Origin of the sequence: Aminobacter sp. SR38 (assembly GCF_014843375.1) — a bacterium.
Lineage (GTDB): Bacteria > Pseudomonadota > Alphaproteobacteria > Rhizobiales > Rhizobiaceae > Aminobacter > Aminobacter ciceronei.
In genome coordinates, this window is sequence record NZ_CP062112.1 from 3,362,834 (window position 1) to 3,388,786 (window position 25,953).

General features: G+C 58.9%; 27 protein-coding genes and 2 pseudogenes. 22 read left to right on the top strand and 7 right to left on the bottom strand.

Annotated elements, in window-relative coordinates:
- Window positions 1-12 precede the first annotated feature (12 nt).
- Window positions 13-957, bottom strand: a complete 945-nt coding sequence (locus IG197_RS16420; protein WP_067956329.1) for a LysR family transcriptional regulator — start codon at window positions 955-957, stop codon at window positions 13-15.
- A 276-nt stretch (window positions 958-1,233) separates the two neighbouring features.
- On the opposite strand from IG197_RS16420, the gene IG197_RS16425 reads away from it, so the two are divergent.
- The 6 genes from IG197_RS16425 to IG197_RS16450 all read left to right on the top strand — a co-directional run bounded on the left by IG197_RS16425 (window position 1,234) and on the right by IG197_RS16450 (window position 6,743).
- Window positions 1,234-2,214: a TRAP transporter substrate-binding protein gene (locus IG197_RS16425; RefSeq protein WP_185910263.1), complete on the top strand. Its 981-nt coding sequence runs from the start codon at window positions 1,234-1,236 to the stop codon at window positions 2,212-2,214.
- 11 nt (window positions 2,215-2,225) lie between these two features.
- Complete coding sequence (locus tag IG197_RS16430) at window positions 2,226-3,017, top strand: Asp/Glu racemase (RefSeq protein WP_246765164.1); 792 nt, start codon at window positions 2,226-2,228, stop codon at window positions 3,015-3,017.
- 35 nt (window positions 3,018-3,052) lie between these two features.
- Window positions 3,053-3,529, top strand: a complete 477-nt coding sequence (locus IG197_RS16435) for a TRAP transporter small permease (RefSeq protein ID WP_067956331.1) — start codon at window positions 3,053-3,055, stop codon at window positions 3,527-3,529.
- A gap of 7 nt (window positions 3,530-3,536) precedes the next feature.
- Window positions 3,537-4,817 carry a TRAP transporter large permease gene (locus IG197_RS16440; RefSeq protein ID WP_192313405.1) on the top strand — a complete coding sequence of 427 codons (1,281 nt, stop codon included), beginning with the start codon at window positions 3,537-3,539 and terminating at the stop codon, window positions 4,815-4,817.
- Between the two features lie 87 nt (window positions 4,818-4,904).
- Complete coding sequence (locus IG197_RS16445) at window positions 4,905-5,909, top strand: glyoxylate/hydroxypyruvate reductase A (RefSeq protein WP_246765165.1); 1,005 nt, start codon at window positions 4,905-4,907, stop codon at window positions 5,907-5,909.
- Window positions 5,910-6,281: 372 nt separating this feature from the next.
- Window positions 6,282-6,743 (top strand): carbon monoxide dehydrogenase subunit G, encoded by a 462-nt coding sequence (locus IG197_RS16450; protein WP_067956337.1) that lies wholly within the window; start codon window positions 6,282-6,284, stop codon window positions 6,741-6,743.
- Between the two features lie 230 nt (window positions 6,744-6,973).
- Here the strand turns inward: IG197_RS16450 and IG197_RS16455 are convergent.
- Window positions 6,974-7,159: pseudogene (locus IG197_RS16455) on the bottom strand (IS481 family transposase); the annotation flags it as partial.
- A 1,051-nt stretch (window positions 7,160-8,210) separates the two neighbouring features.
- Here IG197_RS16455 and IG197_RS16460 point away from each other — a divergent pair.
- The 14 genes from IG197_RS16460 (at window position 8,211) to IG197_RS16525 (ending at window position 20,575) form a co-directional block, all read left to right on the top strand.
- Entirely contained in the window at window positions 8,211-8,813 is a 603-nt protein-coding gene (locus tag IG197_RS16460) for a HupE/UreJ family protein (RefSeq protein WP_192313408.1), read from the top strand.
- A 59-nt stretch (window positions 8,814-8,872) separates the two neighbouring features.
- Window positions 8,873-9,583 (top strand): XRE family transcriptional regulator, encoded by a 711-nt coding sequence (locus tag IG197_RS16465; protein WP_192313411.1) that lies wholly within the window; start codon window positions 8,873-8,875, stop codon window positions 9,581-9,583.
- Between the two features lie 501 nt (window positions 9,584-10,084).
- Window positions 10,085-10,396: an urease subunit gamma gene (locus IG197_RS16470; protein WP_192313414.1), complete on the top strand. Its 312-nt coding sequence runs from the start codon at window positions 10,085-10,087 to the stop codon at window positions 10,394-10,396.
- Window positions 10,397-10,546: 150 nt separating this feature from the next.
- On the top strand, window positions 10,547-10,966 hold the full coding sequence (locus IG197_RS16475) for an urease subunit beta (protein WP_210346870.1): 420 nt from the start codon (window positions 10,547-10,549) through the stop codon (window positions 10,964-10,966).
- Between the two features lie 28 nt (window positions 10,967-10,994).
- Window positions 10,995-12,707, top strand: coding sequence for an urease subunit alpha (gene ureC, locus IG197_RS16480; RefSeq protein WP_192313419.1), 1,713 nt, complete (start codon window positions 10,995-10,997; stop codon window positions 12,705-12,707).
- A 4-nt stretch (window positions 12,708-12,711) separates the two neighbouring features.
- Complete coding sequence (locus tag IG197_RS16485; protein ID WP_192313422.1) at window positions 12,712-13,212, top strand: urease accessory protein UreE; 501 nt, start codon at window positions 12,712-12,714, stop codon at window positions 13,210-13,212.
- Entirely contained in the window at window positions 13,148-13,933 is a 786-nt protein-coding gene (locus IG197_RS16490) for an urease accessory protein UreF (protein WP_192313425.1), read from the top strand. Before IG197_RS16485 ends, IG197_RS16490 begins: the two co-directional genes overlap by 65 nt.
- Window positions 13,934-13,952: 19 nt before the next feature.
- The gene (gene ureG / locus IG197_RS16495) at window positions 13,953-14,567 is read left to right on the top strand and encodes an urease accessory protein UreG (RefSeq protein ID WP_192313428.1); all 615 of its coding nucleotides are present in this window, start codon (window positions 13,953-13,955) and stop codon (window positions 14,565-14,567) included.
- A 10-nt stretch (window positions 14,568-14,577) separates the two neighbouring features.
- Window positions 14,578-15,435 (top strand): urease accessory protein UreD, encoded by an 858-nt coding sequence (locus IG197_RS16500; protein ID WP_192313431.1) that lies wholly within the window; start codon window positions 14,578-14,580, stop codon window positions 15,433-15,435.
- A 250-nt stretch (window positions 15,436-15,685) separates the two neighbouring features.
- On the top strand, window positions 15,686-16,969 hold the full coding sequence (locus tag IG197_RS16505) for an ABC transporter substrate-binding protein (protein ID WP_192313434.1): 1,284 nt from the start codon (window positions 15,686-15,688) through the stop codon (window positions 16,967-16,969).
- A gap of 78 nt (window positions 16,970-17,047) precedes the next feature.
- Entirely contained in the window at window positions 17,048-17,938 is an 891-nt protein-coding gene (locus tag IG197_RS16510) for a branched-chain amino acid ABC transporter permease (RefSeq protein WP_192313437.1), read from the top strand.
- Between the two features lie 2 nt (window positions 17,939-17,940).
- Window positions 17,941-19,095 carry a branched-chain amino acid ABC transporter permease gene (locus tag IG197_RS16515; RefSeq protein WP_192313440.1) on the top strand — a complete coding sequence of 385 codons (1,155 nt, stop codon included), beginning with the start codon at window positions 17,941-17,943 and terminating at the stop codon, window positions 19,093-19,095.
- A complete protein-coding gene (locus IG197_RS16520) occupies window positions 19,092-19,862 on the top strand; it encodes an ABC transporter ATP-binding protein (protein WP_246765166.1) in 771 nt (256 codons plus the stop codon). Before IG197_RS16515 ends, IG197_RS16520 begins: the two co-directional genes overlap by 4 nt.
- A gap of 14 nt (window positions 19,863-19,876) precedes the next feature.
- The gene (locus tag IG197_RS16525; RefSeq protein ID WP_192313443.1) at window positions 19,877-20,575 is read left to right on the top strand and encodes an ABC transporter ATP-binding protein; all 699 of its coding nucleotides are present in this window, start codon (window positions 19,877-19,879) and stop codon (window positions 20,573-20,575) included.
- A gap of 36 nt (window positions 20,576-20,611) precedes the next feature.
- On the opposite strand, the gene IG197_RS16530 is transcribed toward IG197_RS16525, so the two are convergent.
- The 5 genes and pseudogenes from IG197_RS16530 to IG197_RS16550 form a co-directional block, all read right to left on the bottom strand.
- Window positions 20,612-21,367 carry an autoinducer binding domain-containing protein gene (locus IG197_RS16530; protein ID WP_256441216.1) on the bottom strand — a complete coding sequence of 252 codons (756 nt, stop codon included), beginning with the start codon at window positions 21,365-21,367 and terminating at the stop codon, window positions 20,612-20,614.
- 448 nt (window positions 21,368-21,815) lie between these two features.
- Entirely contained in the window at window positions 21,816-21,992 is a 177-nt protein-coding gene (locus tag IG197_RS16535) for a hypothetical protein (protein ID WP_192313448.1), read from the bottom strand.
- 336 nt (window positions 21,993-22,328) lie between these two features.
- Entirely contained in the window at window positions 22,329-23,846 is a 1,518-nt protein-coding gene (locus IG197_RS16540) for a winged helix-turn-helix domain-containing tetratricopeptide repeat protein (RefSeq protein ID WP_192313451.1), read from the bottom strand.
- Window positions 23,847-24,073: 227 nt separating this feature from the next.
- Window positions 24,074-24,769, bottom strand: coding sequence for a gamma-glutamylcyclotransferase (locus tag IG197_RS16545; protein WP_192313454.1), 696 nt, complete (start codon window positions 24,767-24,769; stop codon window positions 24,074-24,076).
- A gap of 142 nt (window positions 24,770-24,911) precedes the next feature.
- Window positions 24,912-25,038 (bottom strand): annotated as a pseudogene (locus IG197_RS16550) (IS6 family transposase); the annotation flags it as partial.
- A 46-nt stretch (window positions 25,039-25,084) separates the two neighbouring features.
- Here IG197_RS16550 and IG197_RS36225 point away from each other — a divergent pair.
- Together IG197_RS36225 and IG197_RS36230 are read left to right on the top strand one after the other, a co-directional pair.
- Entirely contained in the window at window positions 25,085-25,393 is a 309-nt protein-coding gene (locus tag IG197_RS36225) for a ParB/RepB/Spo0J family partition protein (protein WP_246765167.1), read from the top strand.
- Window positions 25,394-25,433: 40 nt separating this feature from the next.
- Window positions 25,434-25,664, top strand: coding sequence for a plasmid partitioning protein RepB C-terminal domain-containing protein (locus IG197_RS36230; protein WP_246765168.1), 231 nt, complete (start codon window positions 25,434-25,436; stop codon window positions 25,662-25,664).
- Window positions 25,665-25,953 lie beyond the last annotated feature (289 nt).

Consider the following 25,953-nt stretch of genomic DNA (forward strand, 5'->3'; position numbering starts at 1 on the left):
GGTGTCGCGTCATCAGCGACCTTTTGCCCGCGTTGCGGGGGTGGGCTGGCGAAAGATTCCGCCCGGCGAAAATGCCTCGCGCAGATATTCGGCGAAGGCCTTCACGGCCGGACGCATCGTCTGCCGGCGAAGGCGCAGGCTCATCACATGGACGGGCGGCAGCGTCTCGCGGATCGGCACGACCGCGATCTTCGAACCGTCATAGCCGATCGTCGTGCCGGGCACGGCATTGTGGATGGTGAAGCCGTGGCCGTGACCGACCAGGCCCCTGATCAATTCGTAGGATCGCGAGCGGTAGACAACGCGCGGCTCGACCTTGCATGTCAGGAACAGGTTGAAGAAATACTCGCGCGAATGCGGCAGATCGAGCAGGATGAACGGCTCGGCGGCCAGTTCCTTGAGGCTTACGCTTTCACGCCCGGCCAGCGGATGGTCGCCCGCCACCAGCAGATAGGGTGGCAGCTCCGCCAAACGCTCGCCCAACACCTCGTCGGGCAGGGCGTAGGCGTAGGAAAGCGCGAGCTCCAGCCGACCCGAAAGCAGGCCGTCGACAATGTCCTGCTGGTTGCCTTCCTCGAGGTTGACGGCGATCCCCGGGAGGCGCTGGGAGAAGCCACTGAGCAGTGCCGGCATGAAGCGGGTAGCCAGGGTCATGAACGAGCCGATGGTGATTTCACCGGCTTCGCCATCGGCCAGCGATTGCATGCTGCGCTGAAAGTCGCGCGCATGGCTAAGCAACAGCCGAGCCTCGCTGACCAGCTTCCGTCCGGCGACTGTGAGCGTCATGCCGCGGGCGTGATGGCGCACGAATATCTGGGCACCGAGCTCAGCCTCCGCGTGGGCGATTGCGGCGGAAATCGTCGGCTGCGACACGTTCAGCCCCTTGGCAGCATCCGTCACACTACCGAGTTCGGCAGTGGCGACGATGTAGCCCAGATTGCGCAACGAGAAGTGCATAGGGAAAACCTATCTTGTTGGCCGATTAAAAGTATTATCTCTAATCGACCGAGCATGTTCAAGTCGTCGTCAGAAAGGTCGCGCCAAGGCGGACTGCTCGCAGAGGCAGCCGCAGGGGCCAAACGACGGGATGCATTCGCATCGCCCCTCAAGGGAACGGGGGCGACGAATTAGAAGCTGACAAACGCTGAGCGTTTTTCGCGGGAATCGCCGCGAATCCGTCCGCTGTCTTGCGGGGGCTTCGCGGTGTCCAAACAACAAATGGGAGAAAGACACATGATCAGGAAATTGAGCGTCGTCGCTGCAGCAGCGATTGCCGTCGTATTGGGATCCGGCTTGGCCGCCAGCGCGCAGACGAAGCTGCGCCTGGCGGTGGAAACGACGGGCCGCGACCCCACCAACGTCATGCTCGGGACGTTCCGCGATGAGCTCAAGGTGCTGGCCGGCGACGACGTTGCCATGGACTACTTCGAGGGCGGCGCGCTTGGCGACGAAGGAGCACTCGCCGAGTTGATCCGGGCCGGCCAGGTTGAGATCGTTTCCATGGGATCCGACATCGTGTCGCTCGACAGCAAGTTCGCCGTCTTCGACATGCCCTTCATGTTTCCCGACAAATCCAAGGCGCGAGCCGCGATGGATGGCGAGCTTGGGGAAATGCTCGCGACGTCGCTGCGCGAAACCACGGGCCTTCAAGTCATCGGCTACGGTGAACTCGGCTTCCGGGTGATCAGCAACAACGTTCGTCCGATCAACAAGCCGGAAGACCTGCGGGGGCTGAAGCTGCGAACCCCCAGCAATCAGGGACGCATCCTCGCTTTCCAGACGCTCGGCGCCGCGCCGACGCCCATGCCGCTCGGTGAAGCCTACGTCGCCTTGCGCCAGGGCGCGCTCGACGGACAGGAAAATCCGATGTCGGTCATCAAGGAGTTTTCGCTGTTCGAAGTGCAGAAGTACGTTTCGATCACCAACCATGTCTACACGCCGATCACCCTGACGATGAACGGGCGGGCCTGGGATGCGCTGACGCCGGAATTGCAGGCCAAGCTGAAGCAGGCTGCCAAGAAGGCAGGCGAGGCGACCCGCGTGCAATCGGACGAGAGTGACGCCAAACTCATCGACGAGTTTAAGGCGGCCGGAGTCGAGGTCAACATGGTCGACGCTGCAGCCTTCGCCGCAGCCGCGGCACCGATCGCTGAGAAGCTGGCTTCGGTCGTAACTCCTGAATTCATGGCCAAGGCGCTGGAGATGACGAAGTGAGCGTTGGAAGCGTGAAACCGAACGATCCCCGCCCGGCGTTCCGTTACGATGGTGACGGCTACAAGGCGCGGATCGGCCTGATCTTCATGGCCTCGAGCGTGGTCATGGAAGCTGAAATGTGGGCAATGGCAGCCGAAGGTGTCGCTGTCCACACCGCGCGCATCAAGCTCCCCAAAGTGACCGTCGAGGGCATCCAGGAGATGATGAACGCACCACAGCTCGAGGAGGCCGCGCGCCTCCTCGGTTCGGCGCCGATCGATGTTTTGTGTTTTGGCGGAACCAGCGCATCCTTCCTCCATGGAACGGCCTATGACGTCGCGCTCAGCAGGAAGCTGGCCGCCTGGGCTCCTGGGCCGAAGATCACAACTGCCTCTACCGCGACGCTCGCCGCGCTGGCAGCGGTGAGGGCCGGAAAGGTGGCCCTGGTCACGCCATACGTGGATGGCGTCCACGCGCGTGCCATCCGCTTCCTCGAAGAAAACGGCCACAAGGTCGTGAGCAGCCGCAACCTAGGCATCGATAAGGACCAGGCGTTGGCCGAGGTTCCGTTGGAACAGATCTACGATCTCGTGCGCGAGACCGATCATCCCGACGCGACCGCCGTGTTCATCAGTTGCACCAACTTCCGCTCGGCGGGAGCTATCGAGGCACTGGAGACAGCCCTGGGCAAACCGGTCGTGTCGGCCGTGCAGGCGTCGTTCTGGCATTGCCTCGAGGTGCTCGACGTCAACGGTGCAAAGCCGGGATACGGATCGTTGTTCGCCCGCCGTATGGCCTCCCCGAAAGCATCAGGTGCTGCATGACCCCAGTTGCTCCTGCACAATTGGACCATGGAGAGATGGACGAGTTGCCGGCGTTTCGGAACAAGCTTGTCGCGGCCTTGAACTGGATGCTCGAAACGCTCGCCATGCTGGTGATGGCTGGACTGGCGTCTCTGGTGTTTCTCAATGCTTTCAGTCGATACGCGCTCTCGACACCGCTGCCCTGGGCAGAGGAAATCGCCATCAACCTGATGGTCTGGCTGACCGCCCTGGGCATCATGATGGCCGGCATGCGGCAGTCCCTGATCTGCTGCGACATCGTCACCGGTCGGCTGTCGACAGGTCGCTTGCGCTTGGTTGCCGGCTTCTGCGCGGTTCTGGGTTCGGCAGCCATGTTCTACTGTGCGTGGCTGGCCTGGCAGTACCTCATGATCTTCGGAAGCGATGCTTCGCCGGTGCTGCGCCTGCCGAAGGGTATCGTGATCGCGGGGCTGTTCTTCGCGCTGCTCGGACTGGCCACGACCCTTCTGGTCCCCCTATTCAAACGGAAGTGACCTTGTCATGCTTTTCCTTGCACTCGCAGTGATATTAACGCTTTGCGTCTTGGCGCTGATGGGCATGCCCATCATCGTCGCGCTCGCATCCTCCGTTATCGTCTTCCTGATGGTGAGTGGTGGCTGGGAGCTTTCCTTGCCCCAGCAAGTTCTGTCGGGCATCAGCGACTACGTGTTGATTACATTGCCGCTGTTCATCCTGGCCGGTGGCATAATGAATGCCAGCGGCATCGCCGACAGGCTATTCGACCTCGCCGCGGCGATTTTTGGTTGGATGCGTGGCGGCCTAGCCCATGTCGACATTGCAGTGAGCGTGATGTTCGGAGGCATGATCGGAACCTCGGTCGCCGATCTGGCAGGCAGCGCGTCCGTGATCATCCCGAAGATGAAGAAGAACGGCTATCCGGGTCCATTCGCGGCCGCGCTTTCGGCGACCTCATCGGGCATTGGAATCCTGGTCCCGCCCAGCTCGCCGATGATCCTCTATTCCGCCGTGACGGGGACTTCCTTGGGGGCACTGTTCCTTGCCGGTCTGGTGCCGGGCCTCGTGCTAGCAGGAACGCTGATGCTGACCGTGGCCATCCTTGCCCGCAAGAATGACTGGAAGCCGATGCAGTGCTTTGCCTGGCACGAAGTGATGCGAACGGGCAAGCGCGCCCTTTTGCCAATGGGACTTCCCGGACTGATCCTCGGCGGGTTGGTGTTCGGTATCCTGACGCCATCGGAAGCCGGTGCGTTCGCTGTCGCCTATGCCCTGCTCTTGTCCATGGCCGTCTACAAGACTTTGACGTTCAGGGACCTGCGCACTGTCCTGGTGGAGGCGACGGTACTCACGGGTGAAGTCATGCTGGTCGTGGGCTTTTCGGTGGCGCTCGGCTGGGCTCTGTCAGAGGCGAGGGTACCCGTCGCTCTGGCCGACCTGATGCAGGCGCTGTTCCCGTTTGAATCGACCGTTCCGCAGATCATGCTCATGCTGTTGCTGGCACTCATCGCGGGTATGGTCCTCGATCCGCTGATACCCATGATCATGCCTATCCTGTTGCCTTCGCTGATGGCTCTCGACATCGACCTCGTGCATTTCGGTGTTCTGATGGTGGTTACGGTGGTACTTGGACAAGTGACACCACCAGTTGCCTTGGCGCTGATCGTGGCGGCCCGCATTGGCAAGGAAGACGTCATCGCGACGTTTAGGGCAAACACGCCCTTCTTGATCGCGATGTTCCTGTTCCTCCTGCTGCTGATCTTTGTCCCCTCGATCGCTACCTGGCTTCCCAACCTGGTGATGTAGCGCAAGTCTCCACCCGCCGGCGGGTCCGGCGGGTGCTCCTCTCCTCGAAACGCCAGGCTGCCGTGCCCGCTTGCGGGAACGTGAGCCTTGGCATCAGCAAAGACTGGTGAACTCATGTCCGCATCTACAATCGTCCAATCGACCGATTCCAAAGCGGGGCAGGACTTGGGCGCGCTTCTGTTCTATTCGGAGTTCGACGACCCGGTGGAATGGGCGCGAGTCCTCAAAGCCGAGCTACCGTCGCTGGATTTCCGCATCTATCCGGATGTCGGCAACCCAGACGAAATCCGCACTGTTCTGGCTTGGCAACCGTTTCCCGGGTTCTTCGAGCCATTCAACAACCTGTCGCTCGTCATCAATCTCGGCGCTGGCATCGACTCCCTTGCCGAGCGCTCAGACCTGCCCGATGTGCCGATCTCGCGGCTTTCGGATTCGGGGATGATGGCGCTCATGCGAAGCTATGTGCTGTTTTCTGTTATCCGTTACGCCCGCGATTTTCATGAGTTCGAAACCGCAAAGCGCCTCGGCGAATGGCGCTACATTCACCCACGGGCCTTACACCGCATCAAGGTTGGCGTGCTCGGGCTTGGGCATCTCGGTGCCGCCGTCGCTTCCGCGCTGGCTGACGCGGGCTTCGACGTGAGAGGCTGGGATCAGGCAGAGAAACAGATATCAGGGGTTACCTGCTACTCCGGTGCAGAGATGGCTTCATTCCTGGCCGAGGTCGAAATTCTGGTCAACATGTTGCCCCTTACCGGCTCGACCCGCCATCTGATCGGCAAGGCCGCTTTCGACGCCTTGCCAAGAGGCGCTAAGTTCATCAATGCCTCGCGTGGTTTGGTTGTCGATGAGCCGGCTCTGGTCGCTGCTCTCCAGTCCGGGCAGATTGGTGGTGCTACGCTCGATGTATTCTGGACCGAGCCGCTTCCGAAGCATCACCCGTTCTGGGCGATGGAGAATGTTCTGGTTACGCCGCACCTGGCGAGTATCACTGTGCCGGAGGCGGCCGCGCGCGATGTGGCCGAAAGCATCCGCCGCGTGGCGGCAGGGAGCAAACCGCTGCATCTCACGAAGCCAGCCAGAGGCTACTAGTTAGCGATATGCGGTCAAGCGGACCACACGAGAGCGAGGGCAAATGGGGGAGGATCGCTGGCTTCCTGCGGTTCTTCCCCATTTTTTTCATACAGCTTGGTATCGGCATCAACTGATTTGCTTTGGCAGCATCACCTTCGAATACAGGAATGTACGTCTCGCGCCGTCTTGGCGAAATGGGATGACGCCAGTGCCCTTGATACGGTCTCGGAAGCAGGTTGGCCGCACTAGAGGCGACGCTGCTGCTTTCACTGCATGTAGGCATTCTCATTTATGTTGTAGACAATGTGATTTGTATTGCATACATTCCTTCGGCGAGGTGCGGTGACCGTCTGTTGCCGTCTCTATCCAAATCATCGAAAAGGAGCCGACATGTCCCTCATTATTGAAGGCGAAGAGCGCATTCCCGCACCGATAGCCACGGTGTGGCGAGGCCTCAACGATCCCGAGATGCTGAAGGCATCGATTCCTGGCTGCGAAGCGCTGGAGAAGACATCAGACGATCGCATGAAGGCGACAGTCGTACTGAAGATCGGGCCTATCAAGGCGAGCTTCGCCGGCGAGGTGACGCTGTCCAACATCGATGCACCGAAGTTCTACACGATCTCCGGTGAAGGTAAGGGCGGTATCGCGGGTTTTGCCAAAGGCGGTGCGGACGTCACGTTGACCGAAGATGGTCCAGGCGTGACGCTGCTGACCTACAAGGCAAGCGCTGACGTCGGCGGCAAGGTAGCACAATTGGGCAGCCGGCTGATCGTCTCCACATCGAAGAAGCTAGCGGCGGAGTTCTTCTCGACATTCAACAAGTTGGTGTCGGGCGCAGCAGCAACTTAGTTCAGGTAGCTCCCTACTAAGATTGCATGGCGATCCGCCCGCGCAGCGCTTGCTCGGAGGGCTATGGGCAGCACCGAAGGGCGTCTTCCGGCTTATCCCTTCGTTCTTCCTTCTGAGCAGCGGTGCCGCGAACGAGCATGGATGCCGTGTTGGCCCTGAAGAGGCTGGTGGATGGAACCTTTTTTTGTCGGCCAGTGCGCCAGCGGACGTCGAACTCACTCCGGCTGAGGGGCGTGCTGATCGCAGGTCCGATTGGTGAACTGGATGCCGTTGTCGGTTAGAACGATGTGGATGGCATAGGGCACGGCCGCAATCAGATCCTGAAGGAACTGGACCATTAACATCTTGCCCGCCGTCTCGTGCAATTGCGCATAGGCGAACTTGGACGTTCGATCTATGGCAACGAAGAGACGCAGCGGGGGGCAGGCGAGCACCTCGCCTCCTGAGGAGGGATTTTGGTGAATTCCGCTGGTGGTGTGGGTAGTCTCAATCGAAGAGGTCTCAGCCTTCCAGTTCCCTGATAATATCCATTTTTCAGGGAAATTTGACATCTTTCCCCGTTTTCTGTGTGATCCGACAGCAAAATACCCTGACAGTTCAGCGCTTTACGCCGTAATTCCCTGCCTTTGGGAACAGGGAAGGCAACAAGCCGGAACAGGGAACGAAGGAAAGCCAGGAGGGAATGAGCGAATGAGCGAATGAGCGTTCGAAAACGCACACTTGCGGCAACGCTCGCAGGTTCCGTCGGGATTTGGGTGAAGTATGTTAACGGCCGAGATCGAACGTGCCAACGGCCCGACGTCACCAGCATCGATCCATGCCCGTAGCGGCGGCTGACGATCTGGAAGAACATCGGGCTCGAATGGCAGGTGGTCGAATTCGTCGACGATCAGCAGCTTGGTCCTGGTACAGATCGTCAACTGCTCGTCGAGCCTGCCATCGCTATGGGTTTTGGCCAGTCGCTCTCAGTTCTCGGCGGTGTCCGACCTGGACGCTATGGTTATGCCGGCTTGCCTCGCGGCCGATGCTGACCGCCCAGTTGCGTCGTGCTTGATGGGCCAAGGAATAGCAGTGCGTTGCCGCGGGCGATCTCCCAGCAGGTCGCAAGCTAGGTGAGCTTTCCTGCCTGATCCAGTGATGGCTGCGCGTCGAGCATGGTTTTATCCTTGATGTTTCTTCAGTTGAGGCCGTCGAGTTCGTGGACCTCGGGGTAGCAGACTGGCTTGCCCGTGCCGGCAACTTCTCCCTCCCCTTTCAGGGTATGACGATCCCAGCGTCTTTATCTTACTTTAGTATTGGCCGACATCGGCTGGAGGCGTGGAGCTGGATGAGCGCATAGGCGCCCGAACCAAGTTGGCGCTAAGCAGCCGGCTGGAACGGTATTGGACAATCGAATTCAGGGATCGCCACTAAGCGACGTTATCTGCCCTTTAACGAATTCCATTGAGCTGGAAAAGGAGACGCAAGATGAACAACAGAGCACTAACCACCCTGGGCACAACGGCCTTGATGGCCCTGGCGCCTAGCCTCGCCAACGCCCATACCGGTCTCGGTCATGTCGATGGTTTCGCCCACGGCTTTGCTCATCCGCTGGGCGGGCTCGACCACGTCCTTGCCATGGTCATGGTCGGCCTGCTCGCGTCCCAACTTGGCGGCCGGGCCCGCTGGCTGGTGCCGGCGAGCTTCGTTGCGGTGATAGTGCTGGGCGGCGCGCTTGGCCTTGCCGGCATCGCCGTGCCCTCCGTCGAGCTCGGCATAGGCCTGTCCATCGTTGTTCTCGGCGGCGTTGTCGCCTTCAACCTACGGGCTGGAGTAGCTGCCGCCATGGCACTCGTCGGTTTCTTTGCGGTCTTCCACGGTTATGCCCACGGCGCCGAAATGCCGGAGAGCGCCAGCGGCTTGTCCTATGGCCTGGGCTTTGTGCTGGCGACCGCAACGCTGCATGCCGCGGGCCTCGGCTTGGGCTTGCTGCTCGATGGCAAGGGCGGGGCGAGGGGCGCGCTGCTTGTCCGTTCGCTCGGCGCAGTGGCGGCTGTCGCCGGTGTCGGCGTGGTGGCCGGTCTCGTCTGAGAGCCGTCTCCTGCTGCGCGAGCGCAGCAGGACGCTTATGCCCGACAGGAGGTGCTAGGATGAGTATTTCAGTCCCCCTACATCAGGCCCGCCCTGTCGGGTTCCCTCGGGTCGAAGCCGGTGCCGGCAGGAAAGCCGCAGCGCCGCCGCTGCAGCAGAACCCGCACGCCGTTCGTGCGCCTGGGGAGAACGAGCTGCAGGCGGCGATCGGCCGAGAGGTGCGGGCCTGCCGCAAACGCCACGGCATGACCGCCACCGAGCTCGCCAGCGCCGCAAACGTCTCGGTCGGCATGATGTCCAAGATCGAAAACGGCGTCATCTCGGCGTCGCTGACCACGCTGCAGGCCTTGTCCCAGGCGCTCGGCGTGCCAATGACCGCGCTGCTCAGAAGCTTCGAAGAAGAGCGCAGCGCGGTCTTCGTCAGGGCAGGCACCGGCGTCGAGGTGGAGCGGCGCGGCACCCGCGCCGGCCATCACTACAATCTGCTCGGCTACATCGGCTCCGCCTCGAGCCCGGTGTCCGTCGAGCCTTACCTCATCACCCTGGCCAGCGATACCGACACGTTCCCGTTGTTCCAGCATGCGGGCATGGAGTTCCTCTACCTGCTCGAAGGTGAGATCACCTACCGGCACGGCACGAACCTTTATCATATGATCCCCGGAGACAGCCTGTTCTTCGAAGCCGACACCCCGCACGGCCCCGAACAGATGACCCGGTTGCCGATCCGCTTCCTGTCCGTCATTGCCTACCCGCAGGGCGGCGAGGATTGACGAGGCACCTGGCCAAAGGCCAATGCCAAAGGCCAATGCACCGGAGCACCCAATCTCCCCTGCCTGTCAGCCCTCGGATGTCGCCGCTACGCTCACCGTTTCCGCCCCCTTGTGTGCAATGCAATGTGACAGAAGGGGCCGCGGAGGCAAATTTGCCGATGTGGATCCTCGGTGACGAGCAAGGCAGACGATTGATTTCACCGATAAAGGTTGCCTACGACCGTAGCAGCAGACGGTCGTGCAGCGGCAGCGCTAAGCTTGGATGCGCCAATCGGCGATGGGAGGGCATCCTGCGCTATGCATGCGGCTGGCCCCTTTTTTCATCAAAAACATCCCCCGTAGATCTAAGATGGGATGCCTCGCAAGGTCCTCGCGCTCCACCAGCCATCGACCATTATCCTACCCGGACAGGTAGATATACAGGCCCGGCGTGCATGGCATTATTGGGATGTATAGAAATGCCCAGCGCCTAACTGAGAACATGCGGAAGGACAGCCGACTATGCATCTGACTATACGCGAGGAGGAGAGGATCCAACTGTGGGCGGCCGCCGAAATGGCGCGCCGTCGCTTGGATAAGGGAATCCGGCTGAACTACCCGGAAGCAATAGCGCTCATTTCGGACGAGATCTTGGAGCGCGCTCGTGAGGGTGTCATCCCGATGCTGACTGACATGATGGAATATGGCGCGACGATCCTTAAGCGCGAGCATGTGATGGAAGGCGTGCCGGATATGCTGACGATCCTGCAGGTCGAAGCGTTGTTCCCCGACGGCACCAAGCTCGTGACGGTAATGAACCCGGTTCGCGATTGAAGGGATCGAAGTCACTGAGCTGCCGCTCGTTTCCCCCCAAACTGCATTGCCTGGAGTAAAACCATGACCGCTAAGTGGTCCCGCCCTCCGTTGCCCAAATCCGTAGTAGCCGCCGAAGCATTCGATGTCGGCGAACCTACTAAGGCTGGAATGATCGAATTTGCCGATGGCGACATCGAGATCAATGTCGGCCGCCGGACAATCGAGCTGGTGATGGTCAATACTGGCGACCGCCCAGTTCAGATCGGCGCCCATTATCACATCGCCGAATGCAATCGGGCGATGGCCTTCGATCGCGAAGCCGCCTTCGGCATGCATCTCGACATCGCAAGCGGGACGGCCGTGCGCTTTGAACCCGGCCAAAGCCGCAAGGTCCAACTGACGACCTATGTGGGCCGCGAGGTGGCCTACGGCATGAACAACATGACCAACGGCTCGGTTCGCTCGGACATCATCAAGCAGCAAGCCGTTCGGCGCCTTAGGGAGCATGGCTTCTGCTTTGAGGGTGAGCGCTACGCTGTCAATACGCCGCCGGATGCGCGCTTCGCTACGCGCTCCACGAAAGAATAGGCCAAGTAGGACGGCACGGAGATTAATCATGAGCATAAAGCTGTCGAGACCCGAATATGCGGTCCAATATGGTCCGACGACGGGCGACAAGATTCATCTTGCCGATACGGGACTGGTTGCCGAGATCGAGCATGACTACACCACCTACGGAGACGAACTCGTCTTCGGCGGCGGCAAGACCATCCGAGATGGCATGGGGCAGGCCTCCAAATGGAAAGCCAGTGATGGCGCCCTTGATCTGGTGATCACCAATGCCGTGATAATCGATCCTATTCTTGGTGTCGTTAAGGGCGACATTGGTATCAAGGACGGGCTGATCGTCGGCGTCGGCAAGTCCGGCAATCCCGACACGATGAACATAACGCCTGGACTTATCGTCGCGCCCAACACCGACATCCTGTCGGTGGAAGGTATGATCGTCACGCCGGGCTTCATCGACATCCATCCGCACTTCGATTCCGTGCAGCAGCTCTATGAATACCAGGGCGCCGGATTCACCACCGTGATCGGCGGCGGTTCAGGCCCGAAGACGGTCGGGATCGAATGTCCTGGCGTCTTCAATCTTCACCGCATGCTCGAGGCGATGGCCGAGATTCCGCTCAACTTTGGCAATTTCGGCAAGGGCAATTCCGCCACCAAGGGCTCGCTCGCTGAGCAGGTAATTATCGGTGGCGCTACCGGCCTGAAGATCCACGAGGACTGGTCCTCGTCGCCGGCGGCAATTGAAGCTTGCATGGATCTCGCCGACGAGCTCGATTTCCAGGTCCAGGTTCATGCCGATACGCTGAACGAGACCGGCTACTATGAAGACACGCTTGCTGCCATCAACGGCCGCGTGATGCACATCTACCACGCTGAGGGTGCTGGCGGCGGTAACGCCCCCGATATCATGCGCTGCGTAATGGAGCCGAACTGTCTGCCGAGTTCGACGAACCCGACCAATCCGTTCTCAATCAACACGTACGATGAAGAAATCGACATGTTGATCACTTGCCACAATCTAAACAAGCAAGTGCCGACCGACATGGCCTTCATCCAGGGCCGTGCGCGGGCGGAGACGATGCGGGCAGAGGACGTACTGCACGATCTTGGCGCCATCAGCATGATTGGCTCGGATAGCCAGGGTGTCGGCCGAGCAGCCGAAAGCGCGCAACGCGCGTTCCAGCTTGCCGCCGTCAACAAAATGCGCTTCGGACGCTTACCGGAGGATGGTGTTGGTAACGACAATTTCCGCATCAAGCGTTATCTCGCGAAGGTCACCATCAATCCTGCCGTCACTTTCGGTGTCGACAGTTATGTCGGTTCGATCACACCCGGAAAGCTGGCCGATTTGGTGCTGTGGCGACCGAAATTCTTCATCGCTAAGCCGGAAACCTCTGTGAAGGGCGGTTTCATCTCCCATGCCGTGATGGGCGACCCGGCCGGTTCTCTGATGACATGCCAGCCCCTGAAATACCGGCCGCAATACGGCTCGCTAGGCGCCAACCCGGCCCGCACTAGCTATTCCTTTGTCACCCAAGCGGCGATTGATGCGGGACTCGAGGGCCGCCTGCGCAGCCATCAGACGCTTATGCCGGTGAAGCGCACGCGCACAATCTCCAAGCGCGATATGGTCCATAACAACCTCATGCCAAATATCGAGATCGATCCGGAAACCTACAATGTCTATGTCGACGGCAATCGCATTACCGTCAAGCCGGCGAAGACATTGCCGCTGACACAACTCTATTACTTCCGGTGATAGAATGAGCATCATCTCCAGTATCATCGGCCATGTTGCCGACCTCAAGAATCCTAAGAAAATTGACATGCTTGAGCTCACGTCGGAAGAGCGGGTCTCTCCGCATTTCGCTGCGACCACTCAGTTGGGCCGGCAGCTGCGGGTATCCTTCCCGCGCGGTGCCGAACTCCAGGACGGTGACGTTCTTTGCTTCGATGATGAGACGGCGGTCGTGGTCAAGGCCAAGGACGAGGATCTCCTCTTCCTGAAACCCGGGGACGATCGCATTGCATGGTGGGCGGCTTGCTATCAACTTGGCAATTTTCACCGGCCGGCTCGCTTTCGCGAGGACGGTATTTTAACCCCGGACGATCCACTCGCGGCGCAAATGCTGCATCGTCTGGGCATTGCCATCGAGCATGTCTGCGCGCCTTTCGTCGGTCGCCGTTTTGGCGCCGCCGGTGCTCATCATCAACATGATCATGAAACGGATGCCCACCATGCGGCCCGGCACCACGATCACTAGGGACAAGGTGGCAACTGGTCGACTTACTGGCAATGGCGGCGATCGCCTGCTTGCGCTCCTGCAGGTGACGAACGCCGCCTTCCCGACTGGAACGTTCACCCATTCGTACGGCTTCGAGACGTGGCTGCACGACAGCACGATCTGCAATGCCGCTGAAGCAGAAACCAAATGTGTGGACTGGCTACGCTTCAATCTGGCCACGGGCGATGCCGCCGCGGTGGCTCTGGCATATCGCAGCTGCTACCTGGACGACATGGGCGGTATTGCAGAAATCGACCGGCAAGTCGGCGCCATCAAGCTCAGCCGGGAAGCGCGCAATGCCTCCATCATGACCGGCACAGCTTTCATTGCTGCGGGCAAAGACATTTTCGACCTCGAGCAAATCGTCAGGCTCGCCGAGATGGTCGCCAGGCAGGAGTGCGACGGCCACCACGCGATCGCCTATGGTGCCCTTTCGACAGGTCTTGGCTTCACCGAGCAGGAGACCGTCACCAGCTTTCTCTGGGCGAGTTTTTCCAGCCTAGTCGGTGTGGTCCAGAGGCTGATTCCACTTGGCCAGACCGAGGCGCAGCGGATCGTCGCCAATGTCGCGCCGCTCGTAGAACACTGTTCCGAAGTCGCTCGGACCCGAGAGTTGCGCAAACTGTCCTCGTCATTTGCGACGCTCGACATTGCTTCCATGCGCCATGAGCGAATTCAAACTCGGCTCTGTATCTCATAATGTGTGAAAGGATCAGTTCATGCGCAAACCAGTCCGCCTCGGCATTGCAGGTCCCGTCGGTTCGGGGAAGACCACGCTTCTCATCCAGCTCTGCCGAGAAATGGGGCGGCGCTATTCCATCGCGGTGATCACCAACGACATATTCACCCAGGAGGATGCAGAGATCGTTGCGCGTAGCGGCGCTATCGATTTGGACCGCATTGTCGGCGTGGAGACGGGAGGATGCCCACATACGGCCATCCGTGAAGACGTTTCCATGAACTTGGTCGCCGTCAACAACTTGGTCAAGCGGTTCCCCGACCTCGACCTGATCCTGATCGAAAGCGGCGGCGACAATCTCGCGGCCACATTCAGTCCGGAGCTCGCCGACAGCCATATCTACGTGATCGATGTCGGCGAGGGCGAAAAAATCCCGCGCAAGGGAGGGCCTGGCATCACCCGCTCGCCGCTCCTACTGATTAACAAGATGGACATCGCGCCCTATGTGGGCGCGGACCTTTCGGTCATGGATCGGGATGCCTGCAAGATGCGCGGCACTAAGCCCTATTTTTTTACCAACATGAAGACCGGTGCCGGACTTGAGGCCGTAACCACCTGGATTGAGCACAGCGTGCTCATGTCCGTAGCAGCTTGAGGCCGATATCATGCAGATCGTTTATCCCGACAGCAATTGGATCATCGGCAAGCACGCGCTGATGAATCTGCATGTCATCCGGCGCAACGGCCGAACCGAGATCGACCCGAAGAGCTGGCGCATTCCCTACCAGTGGCAAGGATGCCACTATCAGGATAATGACGATCAGCCGTTTCTACTCACCATCAATAGCGGCGGCGGCTTTGTCGAAGGCGATTCGGCCGAACTCCACGCCACCATGGAGAAGGGCACGCGCGCGTTGATCACGACGACCGCGGCCAGCAAGTTCTACAAATGCCCACAGGGCGCTACCTCGCGTGAACAGATACGCATCACCGTTGGTGCGGACGCACTGCTCGAATACCATCCGGACGAGGCTATCCTGTTTGCGGGTTCGCGCGTGGAGCGTCGCACGCGCATCGACCTTGATGAGACTTCGCGCTTATTCGCTACCGACATGATAGCGGCTGGCCGCATCCACTACGGATCGGGCGAGGCCTTCAAATTTCACGCGCTGGAGTCCGAATTCGAAGTACGAATCGACGGTGAGGTTATGCTGCTTGACCGCCTGATCGCCGAAGGAGCTGAGGAGGCCGAGGCGCTCGGTCGATTGTGGGGAGGCTCGTCCCAGATGGCGACGGTAATCGCTGTGGGCAGCGACCTGCCGCCCGGCATTGAAAGCAAGATCGAGGCAGCACTCTCCGGCTGTGCGGTCGGCTCGGCCGGCGCAACCCGCATCGGCAACGCAGTCATCTGTCGAATTCTCGCTGCCGAAGCATGGGCCTGCCAAGAAGCGGTGTACAAATGCTGGAGCCTCGTGCGCCCCTATCTGGCTGGCAAGCCGGCTCGACCCATCCGCAAATGCTGACTGGCATTTGCTGAATGCAGTTATGCGAGGGGTGGCGTTTGTCAGGCGGCTACCGGGAGCTGCCGGAGCAATGCATACGCTGCAGACCTACTCCTCTGAGTTCCTGCCAGCGGGATTCACCTGGCAGCGAACGCGAAACCCTCCCTCTTCGGGTAATAGCGGACATCGCACCAGCGTCTTAACTTCCCTTAGGTCAATACCCAAAGCTTTCATGTTTGGCTCATGGCCCACCACCAGAGGGGAAAAAACAATGAAACTGGTTCCTACCCACGTCAAGAAAACTCTAGCTACGCTTGCCTGTCTTGTTGGGGTCCAGGCCTTTTGGGCCAGCGCGCCGGCTTTGGCACAGGATGAGATCGTCCTTTGCACGGTAGACGATCTTTCGGGCGACTTCTCCATTATGTCTACGCCCAAAACTTACGGCTATCGCCTAGCCGTGAAGGAGATCAACGAGCTCGGCGGCATCGAGGTCGATGGCGCAAAAAAGACGATTAAGTTAGTGTCCTATGACGGTCAGTCAGACGTGAAACGTTATCAGGAAATGGCCCAGCGTTGCATTTTCGACGACGAGGCCAATGTCGTCATGGCAGGCTACACCGGCGCCGAGCGCGAAGCTGCGCGCAAGGAGGTGGTCCGCAACAAGGTCATCTTTTGGCATAACAATCAGGGCGAGGGCGGCATCGCCGACAGGTACTCGTTCTTCTCTGGCCCAACGCCGGAACAGCAGGTCCTTCCCGCGCTCAAGCATATGATCAAGGAGATGGGCCCGCGGATAACCTTCATCGGGGCGGACTACAATTTCTGCCGGGCTATCGGCCAATGGGTCCGCGTGGCCGCCGGGCTCTATGACGGCAAGATCGAGATGGAAGAATACTTTCCTTTTGGCGTCTCGCAATGGCAGTCGACGATCGACAAGATTAAAGGGATCAAGCCCGACTTCCAGGTGCACTGCCTAGTGGGTGCGGAGCAGGTGCAGTTCTATCCTCAGGCGCGCTCTGCTGGCCTTGTGACGCCGATGTGGTCCAATGTCACCATCTCCGATGGATACGAGCACAAGCGTTTCGCTCCGCCGTCGTTGGCTAACATGTATGTTCCGCCGGCCTATATCGAGGATGTGCCGGGCGACGCAAGCAAAGCGTTCGCCTCCAAGATCCGCGCCATGTTCCCAGACGCCGTGTATGTGAACGAGCACGCGGCCTTCGGCTATGTTGCGGTCAAGGCGATGGCCGATGCGTGGAAGCGGGCCGGTACCACTGAGACCGACGCCGTTATCAAGGCGTTGGAAGAAGACGTGTCCATTCCTGATGCGCCGGGCGGTCCCTGGACGTTGCGCGGCTCACAGCATCATGCTGCCATGCCGACCTACCTCTTTATGGTCGATGATACCCATAACCTCCAACTCATAACGCCGCTGGGCGTCACCGAGCCGACCTTCCTCACCGACGTCGGCGTCGACATGCGCAACGATGCCCCTGGCCGGCAGTTTCTGCCACCGGACAATCCGAAATGGAAAGACTTCTTTCAGAAGGACTGAAGTCTTCGTGTGTCGTGGCCTAGCGCCACGACACCCTTTCCTGGGCTGCCGCACCTTCATAGTGGCGTGGAGATCTCTATGGATATTCTCGGTCAGATCATAAGTTACGTATATCAATACTTTGACAATCTCGGATTTCTACTGCTGGCCGGAGTTGGCCTGATCATAATCTACGGCATGATGGGCGTCATCAATATGGCGCATGGGGAACTGATGATGATCGGCGCCTATGTCGCTGTCACCGCATTCCACGCAGGCGCACCCGCCCCGGTAGCGGTCGCGCTCGCCGGGCTCGGAGCGGGGCTTGCCGGCGTCGTCATTGAGCGTCTTGTCATCCGCCATTTCTACAATCAGTTGCTATCCTCCCTGGTCGTGACCTGGGGGGTAAGTCTGATCATTAGTCAGGGCACGCTGCTCGTGCTCGGTCCATCAATCATGAATATGCCAACGCCGCTTGGCAGCTTCAGCGTCGGCCCCTTCTCATTCGGTGTCTATCGCGTCGTCATGTTTCTGGTGGCGGTTGGGCTCATCGCTGGCGTCTGGGCGATCTTCCGCTGGACCAGATTGGGAACACAGGCGCAGGCTACTATGGAAAACCCCGCTATGGCCAACGCGCTCGGCATCGACACGCGGCGGGTCTATACGCTGACCTTCGGCCTTGGCTCGGCACTCGGCGGCGTCGCAGGCGCGATGTTCGCCATGACCGCGACGATCTCGCCGTTCTTCGGCCAGAACTACACACCGATGGCCTTTATCACAGTGGTGATCGGTGGGGGCGCCGCCCCGATCCTCGGCCTGGCTTATGCCGGCCTCTACCTGGCCGGCGTGCAGACGTTCGCCTCCAACGTCTTCAACGAATACATCGGCTATGTCTCGGTCATGGCCGCGGCCCTACTGGCACTCCTTGTCATGCCCTCCGGCATTTCCGACTTCATCGAGCGGCGTCGCACGCGCGCGACGCAGAGGTGACCATGCAAACCCACTCCAATCGCTTTCTGCGTTTTCTGAGTTCGTTCAATGGCCATCAGACGCTTGGCAACAGCCGGTTCTTCTGGGCCTGTTGGCTCGTGGTGGTGGCACTTCTCGTATTGCTGCCGTTCTTCGGATCGCGTTATCAAGTCATCACGGCTAGCAACTTCCTTGTTTCATCAATCTTGGCTTTGAGCCTTTCCTTGATTTGGGGGTATTGCGGCATATTGAGCCTGGGCCAGGCAGCCTTCTACTGCATCGGAGGCTATGCGTACGGTATTGTCGCAATGAACCTCATCGGTACCCATGGCAACACCAATCTTGCCATTGTAGCGGGTATGTTGGCGCCGGCGATCTTTTCTCTGCTGATCGGCGCGCTGATGTTTTACAGCCGCCTGAAGGGGGTCTATGTCGCTATCCTGACGCTGGTGACCTCATTGCTTCTCGGCCTCTTCATGCGCCAGACGGCGGACCCGAGTTACGTTGTGGGTGCTGCTTACCTTGGAGGCATGAATGGCCTGAGCCCAGCCACCGCGTCCGATCCCTCCCTCCCAAGCCTTATCCTTGGTTTCGGCAGCGCGGTGTTCGAGTTCGATGGCCGTGGTCGGGCTTTCTACTGGCTTGTGCTCGGCATTGGCATCGCTGTTTATTTTGGTCTGCGCTGGATCGTGAATTCCAGCTTCGGCTATGTCCTTGTGGCCGTGCGCGAGGACCCGGAGAGGGCCGAGACCTTCGGCTATGATGTGCGGCTGGTGCAACTCGGTGTTTTCTGCCTTTCGGCGGCGATCGCTGGGCTCGCTGGCACGCTGTATACGGCCTGGGGTACCTACATCCACCCGGACGGATTTAGTGTTGCGGCGAATATTCTGGTCGTCATTTGGGTGGCTGTGGGTGGGCGCAAGGACTTGACTTCGGTAATCGTCAGTACTGTTGTGCTCAACTGGATTTCAATCGAACTATCGACATGGGGAGAGGTTTCCATGTTGGTGCTTGGCTGTATCCTGGTTGCCGCGATGCTGGCAGCTCCCGAGGGAGTGTTCACGGGCGTCGGCCGGGCAATCGGCAGTTTGCTTAGCAAACGGCGGCCCGCGCCCGCGGCATCCGATAGTGCTCCTTCCCAAGCTTATTATCGTCCAAAGATGGAGCGCATGCGATGAACGACTATGCAATGATCGGCGCGCGCCTTGAAGTAGGGCAGCATACGTCGACTCAATCACCAATCCTTGAGGTGCGCGACGTACACAAAGTGTTCGGTGGCGTCCGTGCCCTCAACGGACTGTCGCTGGCAATTTCCGAGGGCGAGATCCATTGCGTTCTTGGGCCCAATGGTGCCGGCAAGAGCACGTTCTTCAAGATGCTCATGGGAACCGACAGGCCGACATCGGGCCAGATATTCTACAAGGGGCACGACGTCACCCGCCTGCCAGCTTTCCACCGTGCCCGCCTTGGCCTATCGGTGAAATTTCAGAATATCCGAGTCTTTACAGACCTCACTGTCTTTCAGAACCTGTTCATCCCGTTGCGTCGCCACTATAGCGCCCGCCAGATTCCAGAACGAGTCGCAGCGCTTCTGGCACAGATTAGCCTTTCCGGTAACGAGCAGCGCCTCGCTCGCGAACTCTCTCACGGCCAGCAGCAGTGGCTGGCCATCGCCATGTCCATGGCGTTCGACCCCGAGATCCTGCTTCTCGACGAGCCGACAGCTGGAATGTCGGTGGAGGAGACCGATAAAACGGCCGACATCATTCGCCAGCTTAACCAACAGAAAGTCACAACCATCGTTATCGAGCACGATATGGGGTTCATTCGCGACCTCTGCGCCCGCACCAGCGTGCTGCATTATGGCAAGCTATTTGCACAGGGCAGCTTCGATGAGATTGCCTCTGATGCGGATGTGCGGCGCATTTACCTCGGCACTTTGTGAGGGAGATATCGAACATGCAGCTTCAGATTTCAGACCTAAGGTCAGGATATGGCACTGTCCGGATCATCAATGACGTGTCCGTTGGAATCAAACCTGGTGAGATCGTCGCCGTCATTGGGCGCAACGGCGTCGGCAAGACTACCTTGATCAAGGCGATCATGGGCGCTTTGCCGTGCATGTCCGGTTCGATTACTTATCGCGACAATGATATCACCAACCTTAGTGCTGCCGGCCGGGCCCGATTGGGAATTGGCTATGTACCGCAGGGGCGGGGAATATTCACGCGCATGACCGTTGCCGCGAACCTGACACTCGGTTCCGGTGTGGGTAGCGCCGTAGCCCCCGACTGGAAGCGGGCCTTTTCATTCTTCCCGATACTTGAGAAACGGCTGCCCCAATTGGCCGGCTCGATGAGCGGAGGCGAGCAACAGCAACTTGCCATCGGTCGTATCCTGGCAGGGCGGCCAGAGATTATCTTGTTCGACGAACCGTCCGAAGGCATCCAGCCCAACATTGTCCAGGAGATCGGCACGATTATTCGTCGCCTCAGGGACGAGGAAGGACTGACAATCATGATTGTGGAGCAGAATCTTCAATTGATTCGCTCCGTCGCTGACTACTGCCTAGTGATGGACAAGGGTCAGATCATCGCGCGGATCTCTCCTGGCGAATTGGAGGATCCGGAAGTAGCGCAACGCTATCTCGCAATCTGAAGCGACAGTCATCAGGATTGCAGTTTAGGTCCAGGGTCAGATAAGACCAAGCCGAATGGCCATGGCGACAGCCTGAGACCGGTTCGTTGCTTCAAGCTTCGCAATCGCATTCTTGATATGTAGTCTCACAGTTTCGAGTGATCTTCCAAGAATAATCGAGGTTTCGCTCGAAGTCTTGCCCGCTGATGCCCAACGAAGGCATTCCAGTTCACGTGGAGTGAGCTTGTTCCAGCGAACGACGTCGATCTGGCTTTCGAACTTCAGATCGAAGATGACCTTTGTAAAAAGATGCATCAAATTGAAGAGAGGTTCACGGGTCTGATCAAATAGCGAGGCCCATTCGACCTTTGTCCGGTCGGTGATAGCGCTCATGACGGCAAAACGCCCGAACGGCAGGTGGGCCGGAACCGTAATGCCGCGCGACAGGCCGAAATCTCCTAGGTAAGCGCAGGCCTCCCGCTGGATGGATGCTAGTCGTTCGCTGGCTTGCACCTGTATCCAATCAATGGGCAACGTTCCATCGAAGCAGGCCCGGTAATAGGGGTCCACTTTCATGAATCGTTCCCATCCATCTTCAAACCCCTTTGGGAAGTTCCGTACATTGAGTTTAAGGGGTAACCAGTCGCCATTCGGTAATTGTGGTCGCACTGGCTGATATGCATATAAGACCTGAGTAAATCCAAGTTCGGCAGTAAGCTCCATCAATATATCTAATGCTTCTTTGAAGCTTGTAGAAGCTTCTATTCTACTTCTAGAATTCTTAGGAAGTCTCGCTGCGTCACCTTGGAACATTTAAATATCTTCCGGTTTAATGAGCGCCTGTCCACAAAAGAATTGAGAATAAGAGTGTAGTGGAAAATTCGCCTGGTACAACGCAAAAATCCCAGGGATATTCTGCAGTCGCGGCATTCCAGTTGGCGATGCGTCGGTGTGTCTCTGGTTGTTCGGCTACCGCTACATGACGCGGATCAAGCGCCAATCAAATGTGTCAACACCATTCGCCAGCAATAGTGGTGCGACCGTAGGGGGGGCTGCTTGCGGGGGCAACGCTCAACAGCGATTGTCAATAATTCTTTCTGTTCTCATATGGGCATCATCAGGCTGAGGACCGCTCTGATCGAATAAGACAATGCGAGTGCAAGAAATCCAAGTGAAACGACGTATACAGCCGTCCATTTGATGTGGTCAGTCCGGCGCGGAAGGGTTGCAGCGCGAACCAGACGATCGCGACCAGACCAAGCTAGGATAGAGCAGCCTTGAGCGAGGGTTCGACGTTGGGGATCGACGCGCCGAGCAGGTAGGAGGTCGCTATCAGCGCGACATAGCTGCCCAAGACCAGGTTCGCCACGAATTTTGCCCGGTCGCGCAGCAGGCCCTTCTGGAACATCATCAGATTATACGGCCCGATCGAGGCCATGCCGAGCGCCAGCCGGCTTGGAACCTGCTCACACCGGCAAAGCTCGTGGTGTTTCCTCCAGAGGTGGAGTGGTGGGCATTGTCTAGCGCAGGGTACGGCTGCTGGGCAAGTTTCCTGCTTGGCGATTCGCAAATCTCGAAGACTCGCTGAAGTTGTCTTGAAATCGCGCCCGGAACCTGCTGTGTGGGCTTGATCTTCGTGGAGAGCGGCCAACCCAGTATTTGCATCACCGGGTGCACTCTTTGCGGAACGCCACCTGGGCCGGATCGTGGCGCACATACTGCAAAGATGAACAGTCATTTGCCGGAGCGTCTTAAGATCGCCCATAAAAAGCAGTCAGCAGTAGATCTGCAGGAACGCGCGAACCCCGGCCAGAATAGCTTCGCGGTCTTCCGGGCGTTCGAACGCAATACCTCGTGTTGCGTAGTCAATCGGATCGAAACTCTGTTGAAGTGACTTGCGCCGCACCGCCGTCTCTTTAGCGCCTACTATATCCCTCGCCATTGCCTGAGCCGCCCCAAGCCGTGCTAGTCCCCAACTCCCGAGTCGCGGGATTTTCCGAAGCCGTGTGACCGCGCCAGCATAGTCGCCAGCCAAATATAATGCCATCGAGCGATCAAAGTGATACCAGTCCGGATGCAATGGATTCAGCCGAACCGCGCGGTCCATCCAGCCGATGCCCTCCTGCACACGGCCACGAAGCACAAGCAGATAGCCCATCTGCGCGATCGTGTCGGCGTCGTAAGGGTTCAGTTCAAGGGACCGCGCGACATGATGCTCGGCCGCATCGTATTCCCGGAGATAAAGGCGCACGAGGCCAAGGATGCGATGCGTACGCGCCTCCTCCGGAGCAAGGCTGACCCCGGTAGAGGCTAAGTTGAGGGCAACGAGAAGTTCAGTATTCGTACTCAGGCCATAGTTACCGAGAATGGTTGTCGCGAGCGCGAGATAGGAATGTATGAGACCATTGGTCGGATCGCGTGCAAGGGCGTCAGACAAAACGTCATGCGCTTTCTGATTGTCGCCTTCGCCGTAACCTCTGAGCAACGCGATGCCCTGCAGGAGTAGGTCATGTGCCTTCCGGTCAGCGGGCGGCTTGCGCGCGGCAAGCCGGAGCGACGCGTCCTCGACATGGGAGACCAGCCGACTGATCACTTGCCTCGCTATCAAGTCTTCCAGGGCCAGCGGGTCTGGATCGAACACTTCGATGCGGTCCGCCCACAAGAGGCTGCCATCAGTTGCATCGATGAGGCTGACCCCAACCCGCACCATTCCTGCGGTCCGTTCGATGTGCCCATCGACAAGATAACGAGCACCAAGACGACGGCCCAGTTCCTTCGGGTCGCTTTTGTCGGCGTTCGCGGAGGCCAGCGACGTGGCTCTTGCGATGACCGGAACGGTCCTGAACCGGGCCAGACCGGTGATGATCTCCTCGCAGAGCATGGCGGCGTAGGTACCATCACTGCCGGGTGTACGGTCGTCGAAAAGGAGCGTCGCAATGGGGGTCTCGCCACTGTCCGGCGCAGCCGCGAATACGTCCCGTGTTCCCGGGTCGAGGAAATAACCGCGTCCGGCAACCGTCCTAATCGCCGCGGGACCAACCTCGCCGAGGGCCTTTCTGATTTCCCGGATCGCTTGCGTGAGCGAGTCTTCCGTGACAATCACATCCGGCCAGACAGTGTCGATCAAATCAGCCTTTGGGACGACGCGCCCCGCCTGTTTTGCAAGGCAAGCGAGCAATTCAAACGCCTTGCGACGCAATGGGATGTCGCTACCGTCCTTGAGAAGGAGGCCACGGTTGAGGTCGAGCGTGAAGCCGCGGAATTGGATGGGCGTTAGATTGCCCACAGTCATATAGCGGTTAACCTCTCACAAGCGCCTTAGACGCTGCCACAATCGCCGGTTATCCGGCTTGTTGTCAACGACGGAGGGTCCTTCGTCCTCATCCGGGGACGGGCCGCCGCGTGCGACCGTGAGATACTGGAAATACTCAAAATAGCTATCGCAGCATGGGCCTGAACCAAAGCCGCAGTTTGATGCCGTAGTAAGGAGTTCACGAGCTTCCTGGTGTCGCATGCGGTTCATGGTCTGCCCCCCGCAGTCTGCTCGGCGTTGCGGATGCGCTCGGCCACCATCGCTTGAAGCTGCCAGAGGCGGCGATCACGAATACCGCGTTGCTCCAGACTCTCGACGGTGCGCAGGAGATACTCGGCACATGATCCGGTATGGCCGACGGCCGTAGCAAGCACGTTCGCAACCGATCCAAGCGATTGCCGCCCCGCATACGCCGGTCCAGCCCTGTCGGCGCAGAAGGCGATCGCCTTGGTCCGCTCCCCTTCGATATCGACTGATATCCAGCGGGGCTGGTTCGTGGAGATTTTGCTGGATACCTCGCGTCGAAGAAGCGCGATTAATGCATCCTGAGTATTCGAATCGGGAAGCCTCTGCACCATCCCCCGGCAACGCCCGCCAAGATCGAGGACCAGCATGAGGCCCGGACGATCTGGCGTGCCGCGCCACCGGTTAAGTTTCAAACGGAACGCCCGGTGCCAACCCGGGGCGACCGCAAAGCGTTCCGCGATAACCTCGAAAGCTGGCTTCCAAAGAAGTGAGCCGTAGGCAAACACCCATAGTGGGCCGCTTGTCGGCCGGTGCGCCAGGAGATCATCGGCGAGGGCTGCGTAGTCGCTGTCCGTCATCGGCACGAAACCCGGCGTCGGGCCGCTGTCGGCGACTACACGATTGACCCTCGATACCAACTCCGAAGTGAGTTGCATGACCGGCCTCCAGCGAGCACCGTGTATGCTTCCACGTGCCAAGGCTTCGGTCCCGAAACAGTTCTGAAACTTTGCTGAATTCTATTGAAGCACAGGACATAGCTGTTGGTTCTGTCGCAAAGATCACGGCGGGACAAAGTGAGGAAGCCGCGAGGATGGCGAACTGCTCGGCGATCGGCGGGCGGGGATTGTAGGCATACCTCGCCTGTCGTTTGCATGTGGATCATCTCGATGCCGGACAGGATGATCGCGGCGGTTGCCTTCGACTTGCCACAATGCCTCGAGCGCTCGCCTTGAGGGTCTCTGGAGGTAAACATGTCTGAGGCGCCTGATAAAAGCAGTGACGTGGACGGAAGAGTGCACTTGGCCTTCCAAAGCCACATGTTGACGATGCCTGTTTCGGCGATCGTTCCGTTGAAGGGTTTACCCGAAGGGGTAGCAGAAAACCGAAAGTTCGCGCAAATCTTGAGCTCTATCAAGGCAATCGGCATGGTCGAGGCGCCGGTTGTTATTGCCGATTCTCAAAATCCCGACAATTACCTTCTGCTAGATGGTCATCTGCGTTTGGAAGCTCTGAAGAAACTCGGGGTCTCGGATGTCGAATGCTTGCTTGCGACTGACTAACAAGCGGGTTAACCGGCTGCCGCCAATTCAGGAGCATCGGATGATCGCGCGGGCCATTGAACGAGGAGTTTCTTCCGTCGAAATCGCGGATGCCCTCGATCTGCAGGTGCAGTCCGTCTTGAGGCGGTTTCGCCTTCTTGCGGGAATTAGTCCTGAAGCAGCCGAGATGCTGAAGGATACGCCTTGTTCGATGAAAGTATTCGGTATTTTGCGACATGCGCGGCGGCCCGTTGTTGAAAATGGAGCGCCGACCGCGAAGAGAAGCGAGTGACCCGCGGGGCGATATGATCCGATAAACAAACCAGGAGCAGCTTGACTTCAATGATCTCAAGCAGAGAAGCCTGCTAGCAGCAGCACGACGTCGCCGGCGGTTTTGCCAATCAGCGCGATGACCACAGGTAGAGTGCTGCGCCACAGGCGAAATGGTCGTGCTGGTTCTGCAGTTTGGCGAACCTCTATATAGAGGAAAACACAGGTCGCGATCGTCATCCAAGCCGATTGGCCGCGGCTTGAACGACTTCGACACATCGGAATCGGACCCTAGCTTTTCGATTTTTATC